The sequence below is a fragment of the Enteractinococcus helveticum genome (genome assembly GCF_001657475.1).
GTDB classification, from domain to species: Bacteria; Actinomycetota; Actinomycetes; order Actinomycetales; family Micrococcaceae; genus Yaniella; species Yaniella helvetica.
Map to the genome: position 1 here is coordinate 17,698 of NZ_LXEY01000003.1, position 19,997 is coordinate 37,694.

Consider the following 19,997-nt stretch of genomic DNA (forward strand, 5'->3'; position numbering starts at 1 on the left):
CTTGGGTTATGCAGTCAGGGAGTCAACCCAGTCTTGGTTTTCTTCCATCCAAGCGCGGATGACTTCTTCGTATTGATCCTGTTCGACTTCTTCTTCGAACAGAACAACCTCAAGGTCCTGGAGTCGTTCAGTGTCAATTTCAAAATTGGAGAGCCATTCGAAAACTTCTGGCTGATCCTCAGAGAAACCTGCGCGAGCATAAATGGTCATGTTTTCTTCTTGACCAAGTGCTTCTTTAGGATCCTCGAGAGCTTTGATGTCATAAGAATTGAATGCCCAGTGTGGACGCCACAGCGTTACTGCAATCGGGTCGCCGTTGCTGGTTGCGGTGGCAACTTCTTGCAGCATTGCAGGAGTGGAAGAGGTTCTGAAATCCCAGTCTTCCAAACCGTATTCTGGAATAACGTACTGCTCGGTACGTTCGGTCAAGCCTGCGCCCGGTTCAATGCCGACCAGGCGACTGTCGAAGTATTCAGCGTTATCGGCGAGATCTTCCAAGGAATCAACGGGGGCATCCGCATTGACTGCGATGACTTGGTTTGCGTCACTGTTCCAAACACCGACTTGTTCGAGGTCGTCGCCGTATTCTTCAAGATATTCGGCGTGAGTGACAGGCTGCCAGATGTTCATGTTGAAGTCCATGTCACCTGTCGTCAACGCTGAGAAGCTTGGGGCCAGGTCCATGTAGGACTTATTGACGGTGTAGCCTTGGTCCTCCAGAATCAGTGACCAGAGTTCGGCAACCGCGATGCCTTCTTCCCAGCCGTGGTTGATGGCAATGTTAATCTCATCGCCGCCTTCACCAGAACCGGTATCGGCTGTTTCGCCGCCACACGCGGTGAGAGCAAGTCCAGCCGCGGCTGCAAGCGCGGTCAAGCGACCAAAAACGCGGAATTTTTTCTGTGCTGTAGTGCGCATATTTTCCTCTGTGTAAGCGAGCAGGTTGTTCCACGGTAACACCAGTCACATGTCGGTCCAAGAGTCTATGAGTGGTTGTGGAGAACTTTGTCTGAACCCAAAAACCAGCGACTATACTGCCTAGGTGCACCAGATAGAGGGGATGCCGTGAGCACCATTGGGCCCGAACGCGCTGCCAAACTAACCGCAGAATTGCGGAGCAAACTGCCGCTTGAACAGACGCAACACTACGATCTTGTGATCGAAAATGATCTTGCTGGACGTGCTGTCCTAGCGGTCTTGTGGCCGCACCGGACGCAGCTCACCGTCCACATCATGACAACAGAACCTGCAGCCAAGCACGTTGCAGCATTAACATCTGGTTTGAAAACCGTACGCAACGCTCCAGAAGTGGTCGTGATAGCTCCCGACGACGCCCACCGGCTGGCTGCATCGGAGCGCCTGATTTGGGCAGTGGATATAGATCGGACCGATGAGCCTACCCGCATCACCTTGGAACAGCGCGCCCCGGAAAAAACTTTGAGCCCATTCTTTACCGGCTTCGAGACCTTGGACGTCCGTCGTCCTGACCAAATGCTGCCAGCCGATGAACTCATCCTGCGCGATGTTATCCGCGACCACGCCAGGTTCCTCAATTTCTTCGGCGACCGTTTCAACGCCCAAGACCTCTACGAGCGGTCCAAATATCCGTTCTGGATTACCCCACCGGAAGGTTTCGATGCTGCCTTGCCACAACTGTGGACTCAGTCGATAGACCCTGTTGGAACAGTTGTAGAGCGTCGTGAGTTCACCGGTACCCTGCAGCTTGCGAACGACTTGATGAAACAAGACAGCCGTGTGGCAGTGGACTTCGGGCCGCTGGGTGACATCTTCAATACCACCGCAGACCTCACCGTCTCAGTGCAGAACACGTTGAGTGGTCACCGTGGATTGCAATTTCAAGTGCACCGCGACCACAAGCTGGTGCACGCTATCGAGATGGCACCCGGTGAATCATTACCTGACATTCGGTTATCAGCAGTTCGTCCTGACAGTTCGTTATCGGTTTCTGTGCTTGCTACACAGGATCATCCGTTAGCCTCCACCACCTCCTGCACACTAGCGTTGCAACTCATGGTCCTTCCGGCGGGTACTCACCCGGTGCCTAGCATGCTGGCCAGGATCAAAGCATGGCTCACTGGTGTGCCAGCAACAATTTGATGAGGAATCACTCACATGCCGACATCCTGGATACGTCTCTATGCTCGCGGGTTCCTGCTGAGCCCCGACAGCGTTGCATTCATGGACGACCTCGAACATTTCCAACGTCATGAGCTCAGTGGTGCAGTCCTCTATGCAGACGACATCACCGAAATAGGCATTGCCACTGCCGGTAACGACTGGGTCGTGACTCTTGGCAAGCTGCTGCCGCTATCCACCGGCCTCATCCAATCCGTAGGCTCCGACATCGCCGAAGAACTCATGGCACGGCTACTTCGCGACGGCCTACCCGGTTTGGAAGCGGCTCTCTATGACTTGGGTGGTCGGCACGCGGTGTTAGTGAACCTCGGTGGACAAATCTACGCATATAACGACGCCGCAGGCCACCGCACGGTGTATTTCAACCCCGCGCAGCAACGCATCGGATCACACTTTGATATGTTGCATCGTTTATCCGCAGTGTCAGAACTCAGCTGTCCGGTCGGCAGCCAAAACTATGACGCGCATCCTGAAGGCCTGTGGGATGTAACGGAGAACCCTCACATTCGAGCGCTCTTGCCTAATCACCGACTGCACTTACAACACGGCGTCCAGCAACGTTTTGCCTTGATGACCGCCAATCCATATACACACTTACCGTGGCGCGAACGCCTCGAGCTCATCCACCAGTTCTGGCACGAACAACTCGACCATGTTTTTGCCAGCAGTCCCTCCAGCCCCGTGGGACTTTCATTATCGGGCGGACTGGATTCTCGAACGATGCTTGCGCACATGCGCCCCTACCTCAAGCGAACGCGCGCGTTTACCTACACATCATTGAATGTGCATGACGGATCAGAACCCGAGACCTTCTGGGAAAAAACCGTCACCACAGACCACAACGTGCTGGCACAGATGCACGACTTGCTACCAGAAGACTTCCACGTCATTCACAGAGCTCCCGGTCGGAATCTCACACAAGATCAAGATGAGATCATGCGGCGTAACACCATGCGAAACCACGGGCGTAACCTCGTCAAGCTGTACCGCGAACTCTTCTGTGATATCAACAGTATCCATCTGCGGGGAAACCTGGTCGAACTAGGCCGCCTCATCCGTGGACAACTTCACATCGAAGGCCAACGCCAACGTCTGGCACCCATTATTCAAGCTGTAGGGCGCCGTCGTAAGCCAGATATGAAAGCGTATCGGAAGTTCTTCTGGGACAAAGTAGACCAGTTTCAATACGACGATGTACACAGTGATTTCGAATATACGGACGTCTACCACTGGGAGAACCGGTCCTCACGCTGGTATGCCGAAGTTGCGAACGAAACTGACACGGTCTTTGATTCAATCGTTCCGGTCAATGTGCGCCGCATCTACGAGCTACTCATCAGCCCACCCGTCTGCGTACGTCCCACAGCCCAACTGCAACGTGATCTCATTCATCACGCTTGGCCAGAATTGCTGGCCTATGGCATCAATACCGAAGACGACCTCTACACAACCGGTTTGAGAAATCAGCTGGGGGAGTTAACCTAAGAACCCCTCACGCACCTGCCAGAGCCTACCGACCCTTGCTGCATTCCTGCCCTGGGGGAGTTGAGTAAGATAGCACCGCGTGAGGGGCCGGAGTCCATCATACCAATTCATGGCCAAAGTGCGAATTCCAGGTAACCCTTTCTCTCACGGTGATCGTCGGCGCTGTTTCCACGCTGTCGGGGAAACCAAATTGCTCACGCGCGCACGGGCGTGCCAGAGTAACAGTCATGAGAATTGATATCTGGTCTGACATTGCCTGCCCATGGTGCTACATCGGACTGACCCGGTTTGAAAAGGCGCTGGCAGCATTCCCGCACAAAGACTCCGTAGAGGTCCACTACCGCACCTTCCAGCTGGACCCCACCTTGCCGGAACGCGATGACCGCAGCGAGGCCCAATACCTCTCCGAAACCAAGGGCATGCCCGCCAACCAGATCAACCAGATATTTGAAACCGTCAAAGAACACGGTAAAGAAGCCGGCGTGGCATTCAATATGGACGACGTCGTTGTCGCCAACTCCTGGACCGCCCACCGTCTGCTGCACCTGGCCAAACAACACGACCAGAACGTCACCGATCACCAGGATAAAATCACTCCTGCACTCAAACGCGAACTCCTTGCAGGCCACTTCGGCACCGGTCTGGACCTGTCGGATCACGACCAGCTCGCCCAGGTTGCGATCTCAGTCGGCCTTGATGAAACTCGCGTACGTGAAGTGTTGGAATCTGATGAATTCGATACCGAGGCCAACGCCGATGTCGATCAGGCACGCGCTTTCGGTGTCTCAGCGGTCCCAACCTATGTCTTGGCCGAAAAATACGCGCTGCCAGGAGCCCAGTCGGTCGAAACCTTCAGTCAAGCTCTGCAGCAGGTCTGGGATGAACTCAACCCCGCACCTCTGCAAACGCTGGGAGCCGATGGTCAGACTTGCGACGTTGACGGGTGTGACTAAGAACTTGCCAGCCATTTTGCTTATTCGTTAAAGAATGGGCTATGCTAAAACCTGGTCTTCGCAAGGTGAATACTTTGTAAAGTCCCATGCTGGAGGATTCGCATAGCGGCCTAGTGCGCACGCCTGGAACGCGTGTTGGGTGAAAGCCCTCGGGGGTTCAAATCCCCCATCCTCCGCTGTGGAAGCCCTGGAATCGTTGTTATTCCAGGGCTTCCCTTATTTTATAAGGGAAGTAGCGCAACTAGTGATCTAGTCATTAGTCATCAGGACTACTCATAGTAGATCATGGGACTAGTCACATTAGAGGCCCTATCGGGAGAATTTTATGAAAAAATCTCCAAAACTTCCTCCAGGTATCGACCAAAACAGAGCACAGCGTTATCGCGTTCGGATCTATTTCGAAGGCCGACAACACACTGTCGGCGTATTCCGCACGGTTGGTGATGCCAAAGCGGCCCTTGCAATCGCACACTCGGAAAAAGCACGGGGCACGTTCATTCCCCCTGCTGAGAAGCGCGCAAACATTCGGGCGCAGCGTGAGGCCGAAAAGCTGAAACAACAGCGTGACGAAAAAACCGTGCTGGATCTCGGTGACGCCTGGTTGGCCTGGTTGGAACGCATGGGCCGTAGCACGGGCACAATCTACACATACCGTCGTCACCTTGAAGGGTATTTTTACCCTACGTTCGGTGCCCAGCCTGTCACCTCGATCACTACCGACGATATTACGAAGTGGTATGACAAGCTGCGCAAGGACAAGGGCAGCGGCGTTGCCCCGCGTGCTTATTTGACCGTCTCAGCAATGTTTCGATATGCCACTGGTGAGACGAAAGACCTCCCACGGTCGTTTGCCCCTTGGATTGATGAATCACCGGCTGACGTGCCCGGTGGCGCAAAAACAGAAGCTAAGACACGTACCAGTGATGAGCCCGTGGCAACCCCGGAAGAAATCGCCCAGATTGCCGCAGGGATGCCGCCCCGTGAGGCACTTGGTGTTTTGCTTGCTGGTTGGTGCGCGTTGAGAATAGGCGAGGTTTTAGGCTTGCGGCGGCGTCATATTCGGCGCACTGGTCGAACTGGGCAACGTGTGGTGTGGCTCAGCATTGAGGAACAAGTTCAGGCGCGGGGTAGCGGTCCACGATTGGACCCGCCGAAAAGTGTTGCGGGGATTCGTGATGTTCCGGTGCCGACGCGATTAGTTCCCGCATTGGAAGCACACCTAAAAAACTATGTTGGCAAGGATGCGGATTCGTTTTTGTTTCCGCGTGACCTGACTGGCAATCAAGTACACAACCCAAACACTTATCGTAAGCACTTCAACAAGGCCCGTGACGCCGTGAATGCCCGTTCAGAGCAGCAGCCGCCCCGCTTAGAGGGTTTTACTTTCCACGGGCTCAGGCACAGCGCCCTGACGCGGTTGGGGCAGGCCGGTGCGACTCTCTCGGATCTCATGTCGTTCGCGGGGCATTCTGACATTGAATCGGTGCTGGTCTATCAGCATTCAGAGCGTGACCGGTTGTCGTCGCTGGCCGAAACGATGTCCGAAAAATTGCAACTAGCTCAGGACGTTATCTCATGATGCACACATTTTTTTGTACCGATAAAGGCCGCCACAAGCGCCGTGATGTTGGCACGATTCAGGACGGGCAGCAGGTCAATAAAGAGATTGAATCGGCTAATCGTTTGCTGAGTCACTACGGGTACGGCTCGGATGCGTTAGAAACTGCCTTGCCCAATAGGTTGGTTGAACGGACAGGCCGGAAACGAATAAACCGCAGCGGTAAAACATTGGCGTCCACGTTCGACGGGATTACCGTGAAGGAGACAAAAGCGGGACATGCCTGGGCGTTCACGTGTTCGACGTGTGGTCGTAGTCCACGGGTTGATGATCAGCAGCTACAGCAGCTTTTAGAGGCCGTTTCCCAGGGGCAAGCATTCGCCCTAGACATTAGCAATTGGGCACAATAGTGCCCCTTGGTGGCCAAGAATATCCATAGTCTGTTAAACTCACTTTCATGACCGCCTGGGCGTCCATACCCAGGGCAGGCCGCCTCTCGAAACTTCGAACGGGCAGCGAAATTTCGCATGTCCGAAAGAAGTTTTACGATGCAGAAGGCAACTCCTAAATCTCAGGTTTTTTCGCCTCAACTCACCATTGCCGATGTCGCAGAATTGACCGGCACATCTGATTCGACGGTTCGCCGTTGGATCGCAGACGGCGATTTGCGTGCTTACTATTTCGGGAAGCGCGCTATTCGCATTGATCCCGCAGATTTGAATGCGATGCGCAAAGAAGTCAACCCCGCAACGTTCGCTCACGTGAACGGCGGTGATGCGGTTGCGTGATCTTAGCTCAGCCCCGGTCCAGCCGCGCACTGTGCGGCCTCAGAATCCAAGGGATTCTTATGCCCAAATGCGGCGTGACATCGTTGGTCTTTCGAAGAAGGACACAGTTGCGGTCATTATGTCTTACTTGCCTAACCGGTCGTCGTCGTGGGTACGGCGTCATCTCGACAAGCTGACGAAAACGCCACCTGATGAATTAGCTAGCTGGCTGAGCTACCCGGACCCCACGGGCTCGAAGGCAGTTCGCAATGTGATGCGGAACGGTGGTGGTCGGCGTCGTGGCTAAAGATTTTGGGCAAAAGGAAACCCCCGGCCCGAATACCGGGGGTATTCCCAGAAAACATAACGAAGAACATTTAAGGAGTGATCCCAGTATAGCACCTGGTGAGCAAGCTGCCCCACTGACGGAAGTGCAGAAACAGTGGCGGGTCGCGCATCAGGCTCATCAGCTTGGCAAACAACAATCGGCCCCAACGGTGGACGAACAAGCGGAAATTGAAGCGCAGGAATATGCGTCGTCGATTGAGTGGAATCATGAAGGGGAACAGCATCGCGGCCAAATTCGTATGGCCTATCGTGTCGCTGAGCTTTATCGTGGCGAACTGAAATTCGTGCTCGGCCTGGGCTGGTTGGTTTGGGACGGGCAACGCTGGGCACTGGATGAGAAAGACGCTGCTATTAACGCGGTCATTGCCACGTTGCGGTTATCGCTTGCTGAGTCATTCGGTGATGACAAGCTGCGCCGTGATGTTGCGAAATGTGAGTCGGCACATGGTATTGAAGGGGTGCTGAAAATTGCATCGGCTTTACCTGCGTTGCGTGCTGGTGTGCATGAGCTCGACGCTGACCCGTATTTATTGAACTGTGCAAACGGGACCCTTGATCTCCGCACGCGTCAATTACGGGCACATGACCCAGCAGACAATATAACCCGCGTTTGTCGGGGTGCGTATGATCCTGAAGCGGATCAAACCGCCTGGGCAACGTTCCTCGGCACGTCGTTACCGGACGATGACGAACGCGATTATTTGCAGCGCGTTATCGGTCAAGGTGTATTTGGTGGGGTGCGTGAACACTTATTCCCGGTGCTTACGGGGGATGGTGCAAACGGCAAAGGCACTGCCTACGGTGCTATCAAGTTCGCGCTAGGTGACTATGCCACGGTGATCGACCCTGAATTGTTGATGGTCAAACAGCGCGGGGCGGGTGGACCTGAGATGATGCAGTTGCTCGGCGCTCGGTTGGTCATTGGTTCGGAAACTGAGGAAGGCAAATGGCTCGATTCTTCGCTGATGAAGCGGTTAACGGGTGGTGATGAGCTCACAGCTAGGCACTTGTATCAAGCGCCGGTCACGTGGCGGCCTTCGCATCAGATTATTTATGTGACGAACCACTTGCCGAAGGTGAAGGGCAATGATCCTGCGGTGTGGCGTCGTATTCGTGTGGTGCCGTTTGATGTGGTGATCCCTGAAGGTCAGCGTGACCCGAAATTGCCTGAGCGGTTGGAATTAGCGGCTGATGCAATTCTGACGTGGTCTGTGCAGGGTTGGTTTGATTATGAAGATCGCGGTGGCATGTTCGAACCGGAAACGGTACGTAACGCCACCGACAGTTATCAGACTGATTCTGACGCTGTGAAGCGGTTTTTGAGTACTCACTGTCATATCGGCCCCTCATTTAAGTGTCGCTCGGCTGAGTTGTTCGAAGCGTGGGAAAAATGGGCGCGTGATGACGGTGCCGACCCGCTGAACAAGAATTCGTTTGCGAAGGAATTAGAGCGTCTGGGATATGTCAGCAAGCGGTCAAGTGCTGGCATGGTGTGGCAGCAAATTGGCCTGCCTGCTTCGGAATTTTAGTTCGGAGTGTAGGCGGGTGTATACGTTTTGCAAACTTTCCACGCGTACGGGGGTATATAAAGTTTCCAAACTGCCTACACCCGCCTACACCTTTCAATCTGACTAGGTGAAACATGAAAATTTATCGAAAACACTACTGCCTGAAACAACATAAAACAGCCCGAACATTTCTGAAGTGTGCGATCCCTCGAAACGCCTGGATCTCAGGCACCGGAAACATCGCCGTCATTGCCTGGTGCCGTGTCCCAACAATCACATTATGGGGCAATGAGGTCGATGCGTATCGGGCCAAAAAAATGATCGACGACTCAGCATGTGGCGGCAACTGCAATCGTCGTCATGACATCGTGAAAGTAGAAATCTCATGACCGTAGAAACTCAATCCGAAATCGAAAAAATGGAGGAAAACGATGACTAGGAATAAGCCCACCGACGCAGAATTTAGCCGCTTCTGGAATTTCGTCGAAGCCAAGAAACAGCGCAAGTCGCATGATGTATTTTGCGAACAGATCGAGGAAGGATTGAGGAAAAAACGTGACGCTAACTCGACTGACTGAAGATCAGATGATGACGCCTGCCTCGTGGTACGCATACGAAGAAGTGTTCCAGGGCGGAAAATTTTCGTTCCACAAACCCGTTCCCGGCTTCCGTATCGATGCGGTATTTTCTGATGGGCGCATCGGAGACTACCACGATTCCGGCACACGGCACGGAAAATGCTTAGTCCAATACAGGTCCGGCATGTTTTCGAAGCAGAGCTTCGGACGCCAGTTCGCCCAGGCCGCCCGACAGCGACACCTCGGCCCACCATATGCCCTAGAACAATGCGACGAATGTTCTTGCGGCTACCGACTGGTAAGAAATCCTTGGGATTTGATCATGTATGCGGTGCAAATTCAGATTTATGATGCCGTGAACGGTCGGTTAGCTAGGACTCGTTTATACGGTGACCTGTTCGGGCGGGGTGATCGGATCGGTCTGGCATTGACTCGGTGTGGTGGTTACGGGACCGCCGAAAAAACAGTCGATCCCAACGACCCCGCAGACAGCACGATCAGAGTGTCAAAAACCCGGCTTGTTGAAGTCTGGTTGCCGACGATGACAGATGAAGGCGCGCCGGTGCCTAGTGGTGTTGCCCAGAAAATTCGGGACCGTTACGGTGTCACGGTGCGAACGATCAAAGGCCAGTTAGCTGACTTCCAGGGCGTGCCCGACCTTCCGACACCGGAAGATTGGTCTGTGTATCTGGAAGCGGTTCGTGAATCGCATGCCGAGTGGTTGAGGTACATCGAGTTGTACGGTGTCACGGCGGCACGCGCACTCTATGAAGGACAAGGACAAGCCAATGGCTGACGCGTATTTTTATTTGAGTATGAATGAGCTCATTGATGAACAGGTGAAGTCAAGAGTTGATTTTATTGATTTGGACGATGAAGGAATACCCGTTGCTGTCGGGCAGTCGATTGAATCCGATGCGGTGATTATGGGTTGCATTGTGACCAGAGATGAACTCGCAAAAGCGGGTTTGACAAGGGACGACGTACCACTGTTAACGGTTATCTAATAAGAAGGAGAAAACAATCATGGCAAAAAAATACTGAAAACACTACACCGGGTGAAAACACCGAAGAAAACACTACTGATCCCGTTGAAGAAATTGAGGAACAAAGCACGATTGTTGAAAACAGTCTTGACACGGAAACTGTTGACGATTCAACCGACGACGCGGAAGAAGCCGACGATGTTTCTAACCCGAATGCTGAAGCTGCAAAATACCGTCGTAAGCTGCGTGCTGCCGAAAAAGAGATTGGGGCACTGGCTGAAAAGGTCAAAGCGTACCAACGGGCTGAGGTTGAGCAGTACGCAGCGCATTTGCAAAAGCCCTCGGCAATTTGGGCGGCTGGGCTCGAATTAGCAGACCTGCTGGACGATGCCGGGAATATCGATCCCGGCAAGGCTCAGACGGCAGTTCACACGGCGGCTGAAGAACTCGGCTTGATGAACCGGCCACGCACGCCTCAGCCCCACCCGGCCCAACAATCGGGAATGTCTGGAATCCCCGGTATTACCGGTGCTGACCGCTTCGCAGATGTTATTGCCGGACGGGATCGGTAGTTTGGGGGGAATCCCGGGAATGCATTAAAATAGTCGGTGGGTGGCCTATCACAGCCAGGTAGCTTAAAAGTCACCCACAGACTTCCCCCAGGTGGGGACTTTCGGACAGGCCAGGGGCCACCGGACGAAAAACAATTCGTTTATTTCGTTTGGTGGCCTTATTTCTTTAACTGGTCACCGGAATAGGGAAACAAAATGGTGCAGACTACCCCAGGAGCCGCTGAAGCTTGGCGGCCAAATCAAGTTTCAAGTTTCGACCCAGATGACCTACTCAAAACGGCATTAATCATTCAATGCGCCACCTTGGCCGGATCGGTCGAAGGTGATGCCCCGTCCGTATTGGTCCCTTACGTATCCGCTGACCCTGATGCCGGGTTTGTGGCGGAAGGCGCGAAGATAACGTTCGGTGGCGGTACCCTATCTCAGGTGGCCATCTCGACGAATAAAGTTGCGTCGATTGATGCGGTATCACGTGAATTGGTCGCACAGAAAGGTGCCGCAGAGCGGATCGCACGATCTATGCAGCGCGCCGTGACTTCGAAGGCTGACATGGCCTTCCTGAACAACGCAAGCGCGCCGACTGGTCTATTCCAGGTTGCTGGGATCGCCACCGCAGGAGCGTTGGATACCAACATTTTTGCTGTCTATGACGCGATTGCAGAAATTGAAGGCGACGGCGGTCAGGCTACTCACTTCCTGATCCATCCAACGGATTGGGCGGTCCTGTCGAAGATGCCTGAAGCAACCGGTTCCAACCGTTCATTGGTTGCAGATGTACATAACGCGGCCACTCGCACACTTGCCGGTGTGCCCGTCATCGTGCACTCGGCGGTACCAGAAGGCACAGCGATGATGCTGGATAGCTCAGAAGTTGTTGCGGCATACGGGACACTCGATCTTGCTCGGTCAGACGATGTCTATTTTGAATCCGATGCTGTCGGAATTCGCGCTACTTGGCGACTCGGGTGGAATATCGTGCGGCCAGCCCGTTTGCAGAAGCTGACCGTGGGTGAGGAAACCACCCCTTAAAACTTCTAACTGAATAGCCGCGTTAAGCTCACTCGCCCCTGTTGTGACATTTTTGGGATCTCGGGAAGTATGGCCGGGTAGATAGTTAATCCTTTTTATCGATGACCCGGCCAGCGCGCACAACCGCCCCGGCCCTGTGGCTATGCAGGGACCGGGGCACCTTTATGCCCCGGTCATTCGTTGGATCGGCCCCCACTATTTACCGGCCCCGGTCGCTGATGCAGGCCCCTGTTTATGTCTAGCCACCCGCGTGGATTGATAGGCCCTATCTCGCTGCACGCTACCGGCCTGTTAGTGCAGCAGTAAGCCTAAGACACACAACGGCTACCACACGCAGCACGGCGCAACCTCACGGCTTTTAGGTGATGTAGCACGAATGATGTAGCAGCAGGGCACAGTGTGCAGCAGGATCAGCACAGCAGACAGTGCAGCATCGTGTGACTCAGCAGCACAACAACATGAGCCAGACATAAAGTCCAACACTCAACCATCATGACAACAACGCAACGAACAACAATCACACAATGAATCGTTGTGAAGAATATAAAATAAAATATCAACATAACATCAATGACAACAACACATGAAATAATGACTTAATGACTCAGTTATACGTCACTCACTGAGTTAATCACCAGTAACACCACAGTTGCCAGACACAAACAACTCGGTTCACAACCAACAACACTTCAGTTACTGACCGCAAACTGAGCTACTGAACACTCACTGAGTCACTGACCATCAACTGAAACTCAGTTGGTCAACACTCACTGATGAACACGAAACTACGGTCTGACATGGGCGTTTAGGGGTGGGGAGGTAACCCCTATCTGACATGGGCTTTCGTCTCCCTGGCCTAGGCCATTTTCACGCACCGAATGCTGGAGGTTCAGCCCGAATCGTGTTTCATAGGCAATGAACAGAGCGATTTCAGGGCTTGATATGCGGTTTCAGGCTCTCACACACACGCCACCGGATTGCCGAGTTAGGGTTTATCGGGCTGTCCTGGTGACATAGAAAAGGGCCTCAGATTCGTTTCTGAGGCCCCCTTATTTTTGTGTTATGCCTTGTCAGTGTGTGTTTTCTGGGTGGTATTGTTCGATGAACTCGGCCACCTTGGACGTCATCACACCGTGTCGACGTGCGAGCTCGATCATGTCTCGCAGATTGAGTTGCCGAAGGTCTAGGGCTTCCACGGCTTGTCGTAATTGAATGGTCATCGTTTTATCCTTTGCTGTCGTGTTTCGGTGGTATCGGTAGAACATTGCCCACATGTTGGATGTGGTCACTTCGTATTTGCCGTAGCTTTGGGAGATCCGTAACCCGGGAACGTCATTGATCATTTCCTTGACCGTGTGCCCGGTGTTGATGAGCTCTAGGACTTCGGTGGTGACATCGTGTGTCATCGTTCTTCGCTTTCGAGGTGGTCCAATACTTCGCGCATCGTGGTGATGCTGCGGTGTGTGCTGACCCCGTACTTGTGCAGGAAGTTAATGACTTCATTTTCTAGGATCATGCGCACATCATGGAATAGGCCGCTGTCATCGTTTTGGTAAAGATTCTGGTTGTCCATGTCCGGTGCTTTCTGCTGGTGGTCCAGCGGGTGTAGGTTCGGAGTCACTGAAGTGACACTGGTGGTTTTTGAAACCCTCCGTCCCTCAAACGATCCCGCCGCCCCCGTCCCAGCTCTGCGACATTTGCCGTCAACAACTGGACCCCCTCATTTTTTGAGAGTGTCTAGTGTTATTGCGGTGGTTGTCACTGGCCTGTGACTTCCCAGCAACCCGGTACGTTGCTGTTCCCGTGGGATATAACCGGCCCGTTGAGTTTCAGCCTGAACGGTGATGAGAAAAGGCCCGGAACTTTTCGTTCAACGGGCTGGTTCAGGCTTGCAGTGTCGGATACACTGGGCAATGAACACAGTCTGTAGAACTTGTGTTCCATGCCCCGAACTGCGCTAACAGTGTCGGGGCTTTAGTTTTGCCTGGATAACTGTTGCTAGTCACAAGCTAGTTTGAGTGTCTAGCTGTTTTGCATTTTCCCTTATCAGTGCGGGTTTGAATGAGATTCCCCCATCCTCCGCGAATTAAAACCCCGCCAGATCCTTGATTTGGCGGGGTTTTTGCCGTCTTATCGGTCCCCACAACTGGCAAGAAGGAACGCCGTGCGGGCATCCGAGCCTCAACGCCAAGAACAGGGCTGCTAGGTTGGACCCATGGCTGAACCGAAAGTATACGGTCTGCTCGTCGACGAGCAGACGCGTTGTGCACACTATGCCACCGCACTAGATATTGTGGCACTTCGATTTGGCTGTTGTGAACGCTACTATCCGTGCTATCAATGCCATGATGCAACCGCCGACCATCCACGACAGCCCTGGCCGAACACTCGCGCCCAGGAGCCCGCTGTCCTCTGTGGAGTCTGCAAGAGCGAGCTGCTCATTGCACAATATATGCACAAAGACCGCTGCCCGTTGTGTCATGCAGCCTTCAATCCGGGCTGCAGCGCGCACTATGACCTGTACTTCGAACAGCCGCGCTGAGCAGATGTGCTAGGCAGGTTAGTTGGGCTGTACGAAGCAGAATCGTCCAATCCGAAAGCTGGCTTAGCCCTTGATCGACAAAGACTGGTGCAGGCCAGATCGCTCGCCAATGTGGGGTGAGGGTAATTGACGATGTAGCCGCAATGCTTGCAGGGCAATCACAATCGCGATAATGTCAACGATTTCTTGCATGAGTGCGCCGAAAGTCGCCGGTAAATACCCGAATGCAGCAACAGCCATCAATCCGATCGAAACAGCCATGCCAAACCAGATGGATTGTAGTGCGATGGAAACGGTCCGCTTGGCAATGTGCGTGACGTCGGCAAGCCGAGCAAAACGCTCAGAGGTAATGACTGCATCAGCTGACTCTGAAGCTGCCGTTGAACCACGAGCGCCCATGGCGATTCCGATGTCGGCAGCGGCCAGAATCGGGGCGTCATTGATTCCATCTCCGACCATAAGCGTCGGGGATTTCATCGCATTGACGACGTCCACTTTGTCGGTGGGTGTCATCGATGCGTGGACTTGTTCGGAGCGAAAGCCGATCTCTTGGGCAATCGCTTGAGCCGTACTTTCCATGTCACCGGTCACCATAACCATCTGCTCCACCCCGTGGTCAGCCAGCCAATCGATCGTGGCGGTTGCAGCTTCTCGTAGCGGGTCTGCCAGCACGATGATGCCGACCAGTTGATCATTGCAGGAGACATAGACTGCGGTTTCACCGGCGGTCAATTTCAGCTCCTCGAATCCCGGCGTCACCTCAGCGATGAATGCCGATTTCCCGACCCGCAATCGTTGGCCAGACACCGTTGTTGCTTCGACACCATTGGTTGCCACTTCTTGAGCATGGTCTATCGCGATGAGTTCAAGACCTTGTTGACGAGCCTGTTGGACAATGGGTTCTGCAAAAACGTGCACAGAGTATTGCTCTGCGGACGCTGCCAGTTGGAGGGTTTCCATCTCGGTTCCACCAACTGTTTCGATGCGTGCGACGGTGGGTTGTCCTTGGGTGAGCGTGCCGGTCTTATCAAAAGCTGCAGTTTTCACGCGAGCAAGCCGCTCCAATGTCCCACCGTCTTTGACGATGACATTCGCTGTGGCCGCCGAGGACATGCCTCCCATAAATGCCACAGGTGCTCCGATCAGTAACGGGCACGGTGTGGCCACGACGAGAACTTCGGCAAATCGGACTGGATCTGCTGAGTACCACCAGGCAATACCGGCTACCAGCAGTGCAACGATCGTAAATGGCACAGCGTAGCGGTCTGCCAACCGTACCATAGGTGCTCGTGATTGCACCGCTTCTTCGACGAGCTGTACGATCTTGGCGTATTGCGAATCTACAGCCGTGGTCGTCGCGCGCATTTGGAACGTCTCGGAGCCGTTGACAGTACCGGAGATGATCGCATCGCCCGGGTATTTTGTCACCGGCATCGCTTCCCCGGTCACCGATGATTCATCCAGGGAAGCCCTGGCTGATAGTAACTCGCCATCAACCGGAATAACTTCGGAACCGCGAACGACCAGGACATCTGCGACCTCTACCTCTGTGATCGCGACTCGGGCCATCGTCGTGCCGTCAGCCTCAAGACGGTATGCGAATGTTGGACGTCTGTTAATGAGAGAGTCCAACTCGCGTGAGGCTCGTCCGGCCGCCATATCTTCTAATGCTTCACCGCCGGTTAGCATCAACGCGATGATCATCCCGGCTAAATATTCTTCAACCGCAAGGGTTGAGATCATGGCTACGACCGCCAAAATATCCAGACCCCAATGACCGGCTTTGAGTGTCTTGAACATATCAACCAGCGTGATGAGTAACGTGATTCCGATGACGACGTAAGCGGTAATCGCTAGCTGGAGGTCCAAGCTGGTGAAGAAGAATATGACCCCCAGGCCGAGGCCTGCAGCTACAAAGAGCACGATCGGGTGCAATAATGGATGGCGGATCGAATGAAACTTAGGCTCCATAACCTCATGATCCCCCCAACGTCGGGAAATATCTAGCAAGGTGAGCCGACCCTTATCGCAATATGAAGATGCGTGAACACTAAAGTGTGGCGTATGTCAAGTGCTATGTGTTGCGGATCTATCCGAAACTGTGCCGCAGTCAAGCGCATTATTGAGCGAAAAACGCAATTAGGATATTCGCTCTAAGCAGAATTCTGGTCGGCCGTCACGGCGCGGTACTGGTTGTCGCGACGCTCCAAGGGGGTGACTTCTCCCGCATGATGCTCCCTCGGAGCGCTCTGGGCGTGTGGGTGAGTTTAGCGTTGCCATGCCTAGATTGGCTCGAATCTCACCCCAATTGCCGTGATCTGTATCACGTCAATTTGCATTCTCACAAGGGCTCCTTTGCGGACTTTTGCGTCTTGTCAACCTGAAGAGTCACTTCCTGATAACGGTCTGAGTGAAGCCTGTAATTGTCTGAACAATCTTGTTACCGTTGAAATCCAAGAGGTTGTGTCTACTCGAATCAGACTTGTGATCCAAGCCAGACGATTAGGCTCGGCCTAATTTTATTTTGTTAGCAAGTTGTACACGGACGTGAGGAGGAGCTCACCCGCCAGATTCTGGTGGCGGGTCAAGTACCATGAGCGAACCAAACACAGCCCAGCCCGTTATACGGGCTGAAAATGTCTATAAGGTTTTTGGCAAACGTCCTGAAGCTGTCGTCGAAAGAATGAAAGCCGGCGAGACGCGTCAGGACGTTGAGGACGAAGGCACCGCAGCGGTTATCGATGCAACCTTCAATGTTTACCCCGGTGAAATTTTCGTTGTTATGGGACTTTCGGGCTCCGGAAAATCAACCGTCATTCGTACACTCAACGCTTTACAGCCCGCCACGACTGGCACAGTAGAAGTATTGGGCCACGACCTGTCGACTCTGTCAGCTAAAGAACTGCGCGATCTGCGGTCGAAACACATTTCGATGGTCTTCCAGCACTTCGCGCTGTTCCCACACTGGACCGTTGTTGAAAATGCTGCTTACAGCCTTGAAACGCAAGGTGTCGATAAGAAGGTCCGTTACGATCGGGCACGTGAAGTGCTCGCTGCGGTCGGGTTGAAAGGGTGGGAAGATTCCTATCCTTCAGAGCTCTCCGGTGGTATGCAGCAGCGTGTCGGTTTGGCTCGCGCGCTAGCTGCCGACACCGACATCATGCTCATGGACGAAGCATTCTCTGCACTGGATCCGCTGATTCGTCGTGAAATGCAAGATGAGCTGAAAGAAATCCAAGACCAGCTTGGCCGAACCATTGTGTTCATTACGCACGATCTCAATGAAGCGATGTTCCTCGGGGACCGTATCGCCGTCATGAAAGACGGCAAGATCGTCCAAATCGGTACCCCAGAACAGATCCTGTCTGAACCAGCCGATGAATATGTCGCCTCCTTCACCGCCGATGTGGACCGTGCGCGAGTTCTGACTGCCGACGCCATCATGATTGGTGAAGATTCCCTGACTGCCAGTGATCGCGAAGCTTTTGAACGGAAAGCTCTGACGGTCAAATCTACCGCCACGTTGCAAGACATAGTGCCCGTTGTCATTGAGGCGAATGGGCCGATTGGAGTCGAAAGCGTCGATTCGAATCAACGGATCGGCTACATTCCACTTGGCGTACTTCTGGAAGCACTCACACCACAGCGATCCGAGGTTGTCCCGGATGCCGAGGAGGCAAACTAAATGGAAATTCCAGTGCCACGCATTCCCTTAGGCGACTGGGTTGAAGTTGCCCTTGATTGGATCCTCGCGGTTCTTGGGGGATTCTTTACATTTATCCGGACCATCTTGGTCCAAGCCTACGAACTTCTCTTGTGGCTTCTCACTACACCTGAGTGGTGGATTGTCACTCTGGTACTGGCTGCTTTGGGCTGGTGGTTGCGAAGCTGGCAGCTGGCCCTTGGAACGGTCATTGGTTTCGTCATTATTGTCGGGGTCAATCAGTGGTCTAACGCCATGTCGACGCTCGCGTTGGTCACTATCGCAACGTTGATCGCCGTCATCTTTGCCATTCCCCTTGGTATCTTGGCTGCCAAGTCTCAAACCGCATCCAAGGTGCTGCGGCCTCTGATGGACTTTATCCAGACCATGCCGCCCATGGTTTACCTCATTCCGGCGCTGGTCATTTTCCGTGTGGGCGTTGTACCGGGCATGGTGGCCACCGTGATCTTCGCAATGGCACCCGGTGTACGTTTCACTGAACTGGGTATTCGCGGGGTAGACCGCGAAGTTGTCGAAGCTGGTAAAGCCTTCGGTTCGCCGCCCGGCAAAATCTTGCGTCAGATTCAGCTGCCACTGGCAATGCCAACCATCATGGCGGGCGTCAACCAGATCATCATGTTGTCACTGTCGATGGTGGTTATTGCCGGTATGGTCGGCGCCGGCGGCCTTGGTGGCGAAGTTGTGGCCTCGTTGAACCGCATTAACGCTGGTCTTGGTTTCGAATCCGGTCTGGCCGTTGTCATCCTGGCGATGTACCTCGACCGCCTCACCTCGATGCAATCCAAGGCCAACTTGCACTAATTGGTGCTTCACTGCACCGCTTGTAATTCATAAATAAAATCACGAAAGGAAGATGTTGACTTTGAAGTCACGTTTGTTCAAATCTGCAGCCGCATTGTCGGTAGCCGCTCTCGCACTCACCGCTTGTGGTGATTCGGGGGATTCAACGGGTGGCGATGAAGCTGCTGCAGGGGGTAGCGGCGAGATTACAATCGGCGTCTTCAACGGTTGGGAAGAAGGCATCGCAGTATCTGAACTGTGGGCCTACGTACTGGAAGAAGAAGGTTATGCAGTAGATCTTCAGTACGCCGATCCCGCACCCGTCTACTCAGGCCTATCCACCAACGACTACAACGTGACACTGGACGCCTGGCTGCCAGTCACGCACGCTGACTACGTCGATGAATACGCTGATGACATCGTTGACCTGGGCGCTTGGAACGAAGAGTCCTCGCTGCATTTTGCCGTCAACGAAGATGCGCCAATTGATTCCCTGGATGAACTGGCCGAAAACGCCGATGCGTTCAACAACCGGATTATCGGTATCGATCCGGGCGCCGGCCTGACGCAGATCACTGAAAATGAGGTCATCCCAACCTATGGCCTAGAAAACCTGGAGTACACCACATCAGGTACTCCAGCAATGCTGCAGGAATTGTCAAACGCCACTGAAGCAGGCGAGAACATCGTCGTTACCCTTTGGCGACCACACTGGGCATACGATGCCTTCCCAATTCGCGACCTGGAAGATCCTGAAGGCGCACTTGGCGATGTAGAATATCTGCACTCCTTCGCTAACGCGGAATGGGCCGCTGATGAAGCCAACGCCGAAGTCGTTAGCTGGTTGGAAAACTTCACAATGGACTCGGACCTGCTGTACTCGTTGGAGAACGAGATGTTTAACGAGAACCAAGATGTCGAGGACTACCGTCCGATCATCGAAGAATGGGCAGCAGCGAACCAAGAATACGTTGATGGTCTGACTCAGTAGTCGGTCCTTCAACTTGCTG

The 19,997-nt window shown here is 53.6% G+C and carries 20 protein-coding genes, 1 tRNA gene and 1 other RNA gene; 17 read left to right on the forward strand and 5 right to left on the reverse strand.

Annotated features, from left to right (window positions below; genetic code table 11):
- Nucleotides 1-6: 6 nt before the first annotated feature.
- Entirely contained in the window at nt 7-918 is a 912-nt protein-coding gene (locus A6F49_RS00075) for a glycine betaine ABC transporter substrate-binding protein (protein ID WP_043056663.1), read from the reverse strand.
- 147 nt (nt 919-1,065) lie between these two features.
- On the opposite strand from A6F49_RS00075, the gene A6F49_RS00080 reads away from it, so the two are divergent.
- Both A6F49_RS00080 and A6F49_RS00085 read left to right on the forward strand, forming a co-directional pair.
- Nucleotides 1,066-2,118 (forward strand): hypothetical protein, encoded by a 1,053-nt coding sequence (locus A6F49_RS00080; RefSeq protein WP_043056662.1) that lies wholly within the window; start codon nt 1,066-1,068, stop codon nt 2,116-2,118.
- Nucleotides 2,119-2,133: 15 nt separating this feature from the next.
- Nucleotides 2,134-3,642 carry a hypothetical protein gene (locus A6F49_RS00085; RefSeq protein WP_043056661.1) on the forward strand — a complete coding sequence of 503 codons (1,509 nt, stop codon included), beginning with the start codon at nt 2,134-2,136 and terminating at the stop codon, nt 3,640-3,642.
- Here A6F49_RS00085 and ffs read toward each other — a convergent pair.
- An RNA gene (gene ffs / locus A6F49_RS00090) (signal recognition particle sRNA small type) lies at nt 3,638-3,734 on the reverse strand. The two genes, A6F49_RS00085 and ffs, sit on opposite strands and share 5 nt — an antisense overlap.
- A gap of 135 nt (nt 3,735-3,869) precedes the next feature.
- Between ffs and A6F49_RS00095 the strand changes: the two genes are divergently transcribed.
- From A6F49_RS00095 to A6F49_RS00145, 11 genes are all read left to right on the forward strand, one after another.
- The gene (locus A6F49_RS00095) at nt 3,870-4,595 is read left to right on the forward strand and encodes a DsbA family oxidoreductase (protein WP_043056660.1); all 726 of its coding nucleotides are present in this window, start codon (nt 3,870-3,872) and stop codon (nt 4,593-4,595) included.
- A 91-nt stretch (nt 4,596-4,686) separates the two neighbouring features.
- A tRNA-Ser gene (locus tag A6F49_RS00100) sits at nt 4,687-4,771 on the forward strand.
- Between the two features lie 149 nt (nt 4,772-4,920).
- Nucleotides 4,921-6,174, forward strand: a complete 1,254-nt coding sequence (locus A6F49_RS00105) for a tyrosine-type recombinase/integrase (RefSeq protein ID WP_052504647.1) — start codon at nt 4,921-4,923, stop codon at nt 6,172-6,174.
- Nucleotides 6,171-6,563 (forward strand): hypothetical protein, encoded by a 393-nt coding sequence (locus tag A6F49_RS00110; protein WP_043056659.1) that lies wholly within the window; start codon nt 6,171-6,173, stop codon nt 6,561-6,563. Before A6F49_RS00105 ends, A6F49_RS00110 begins: the two co-directional genes overlap by 4 nt.
- Before the next feature lie 138 nt (nt 6,564-6,701).
- Nucleotides 6,702-6,941: a helix-turn-helix domain-containing protein gene (locus A6F49_RS00115; RefSeq protein WP_043056658.1), complete on the forward strand. Its 240-nt coding sequence runs from the start codon at nt 6,702-6,704 to the stop codon at nt 6,939-6,941.
- Between the two features lie 278 nt (nt 6,942-7,219).
- Entirely contained in the window at nt 7,220-8,797 is a 1,578-nt protein-coding gene (locus A6F49_RS00120) for a DNA primase family protein (RefSeq protein ID WP_235604788.1), read from the forward strand.
- Nucleotides 8,798-8,910: 113 nt separating this feature from the next.
- Complete coding sequence (locus A6F49_RS00125) at nt 8,911-9,165, forward strand: hypothetical protein (protein WP_043056657.1); 255 nt, start codon at nt 8,911-8,913, stop codon at nt 9,163-9,165.
- A 166-nt stretch (nt 9,166-9,331) separates the two neighbouring features.
- The gene (locus A6F49_RS00130; RefSeq protein ID WP_043056656.1) at nt 9,332-10,150 is read left to right on the forward strand and encodes a hypothetical protein; all 819 of its coding nucleotides are present in this window, start codon (nt 9,332-9,334) and stop codon (nt 10,148-10,150) included.
- The gene (locus A6F49_RS00135; RefSeq protein ID WP_043056655.1) at nt 10,143-10,361 is read left to right on the forward strand and encodes a hypothetical protein; all 219 of its coding nucleotides are present in this window, start codon (nt 10,143-10,145) and stop codon (nt 10,359-10,361) included. The genes A6F49_RS00130 and A6F49_RS00135 overlap by 8 nt, the downstream gene beginning before the upstream one ends.
- A gap of 308 nt (nt 10,362-10,669) precedes the next feature.
- Complete coding sequence (locus A6F49_RS00140) at nt 10,670-10,912, forward strand: hypothetical protein (protein ID WP_052504646.1); 243 nt, start codon at nt 10,670-10,672, stop codon at nt 10,910-10,912.
- A 195-nt stretch (nt 10,913-11,107) separates the two neighbouring features.
- The gene (locus A6F49_RS00145; protein WP_043056654.1) at nt 11,108-11,941 is read left to right on the forward strand and encodes a phage major capsid protein; all 834 of its coding nucleotides are present in this window, start codon (nt 11,108-11,110) and stop codon (nt 11,939-11,941) included.
- 1,070 nt (nt 11,942-13,011) lie between these two features.
- Here the strand turns inward: A6F49_RS00145 and A6F49_RS00150 are convergent.
- A complete protein-coding gene (locus A6F49_RS00150; protein WP_043056653.1) occupies nt 13,012-13,347 on the reverse strand; it encodes a hypothetical protein in 336 nt (111 codons plus the stop codon).
- Nucleotides 13,344-13,562, reverse strand: coding sequence for a hypothetical protein (locus tag A6F49_RS17565; protein ID WP_150119311.1), 219 nt, complete (start codon nt 13,560-13,562; stop codon nt 13,344-13,346). The genes A6F49_RS00150 and A6F49_RS17565 overlap by 4 nt, the downstream gene beginning before the upstream one ends.
- Nucleotides 13,563-14,156: 594 nt before the next feature.
- On the opposite strand from A6F49_RS17565, the gene A6F49_RS00155 reads away from it, so the two are divergent.
- Nucleotides 14,157-14,483, forward strand: coding sequence for a CHY zinc finger protein (locus tag A6F49_RS00155; protein WP_043056652.1), 327 nt, complete (start codon nt 14,157-14,159; stop codon nt 14,481-14,483).
- A gap of 63 nt (nt 14,484-14,546) precedes the next feature.
- Here A6F49_RS00155 and A6F49_RS00160 read toward each other — a convergent pair whose 3' ends face one another.
- Nucleotides 14,547-16,454, reverse strand: a complete 1,908-nt coding sequence (locus A6F49_RS00160; RefSeq protein ID WP_043056651.1) for a heavy metal translocating P-type ATPase — start codon at nt 16,452-16,454, stop codon at nt 14,547-14,549.
- A 622-nt stretch (nt 16,455-17,076) separates the two neighbouring features.
- Here A6F49_RS00160 and A6F49_RS00165 point away from each other — a divergent pair.
- Genes A6F49_RS00165 through A6F49_RS00175 form a run of 3 tightly spaced genes read left to right on the forward strand, consistent with a single transcriptional unit; the run spans nt 17,077 to nt 19,978 of the window.
- The gene (locus A6F49_RS00165; protein WP_043056650.1) at nt 17,077-18,168 is read left to right on the forward strand and encodes a quaternary amine ABC transporter ATP-binding protein; all 1,092 of its coding nucleotides are present in this window, start codon (nt 17,077-17,079) and stop codon (nt 18,166-18,168) included.
- Nucleotides 18,169-19,008: an ABC transporter permease gene (locus A6F49_RS00170; protein WP_043056649.1), complete on the forward strand. Its 840-nt coding sequence runs from the start codon at nt 18,169-18,171 to the stop codon at nt 19,006-19,008.
- 52 nt (nt 19,009-19,060) lie between these two features.
- Nucleotides 19,061-19,978 carry a glycine betaine ABC transporter substrate-binding protein gene (locus tag A6F49_RS00175; protein ID WP_043056648.1) on the forward strand — a complete coding sequence of 306 codons (918 nt, stop codon included), beginning with the start codon at nt 19,061-19,063 and terminating at the stop codon, nt 19,976-19,978.
- The last annotated feature ends 19 nt before the right edge of the window (nt 19,979-19,997 follow it).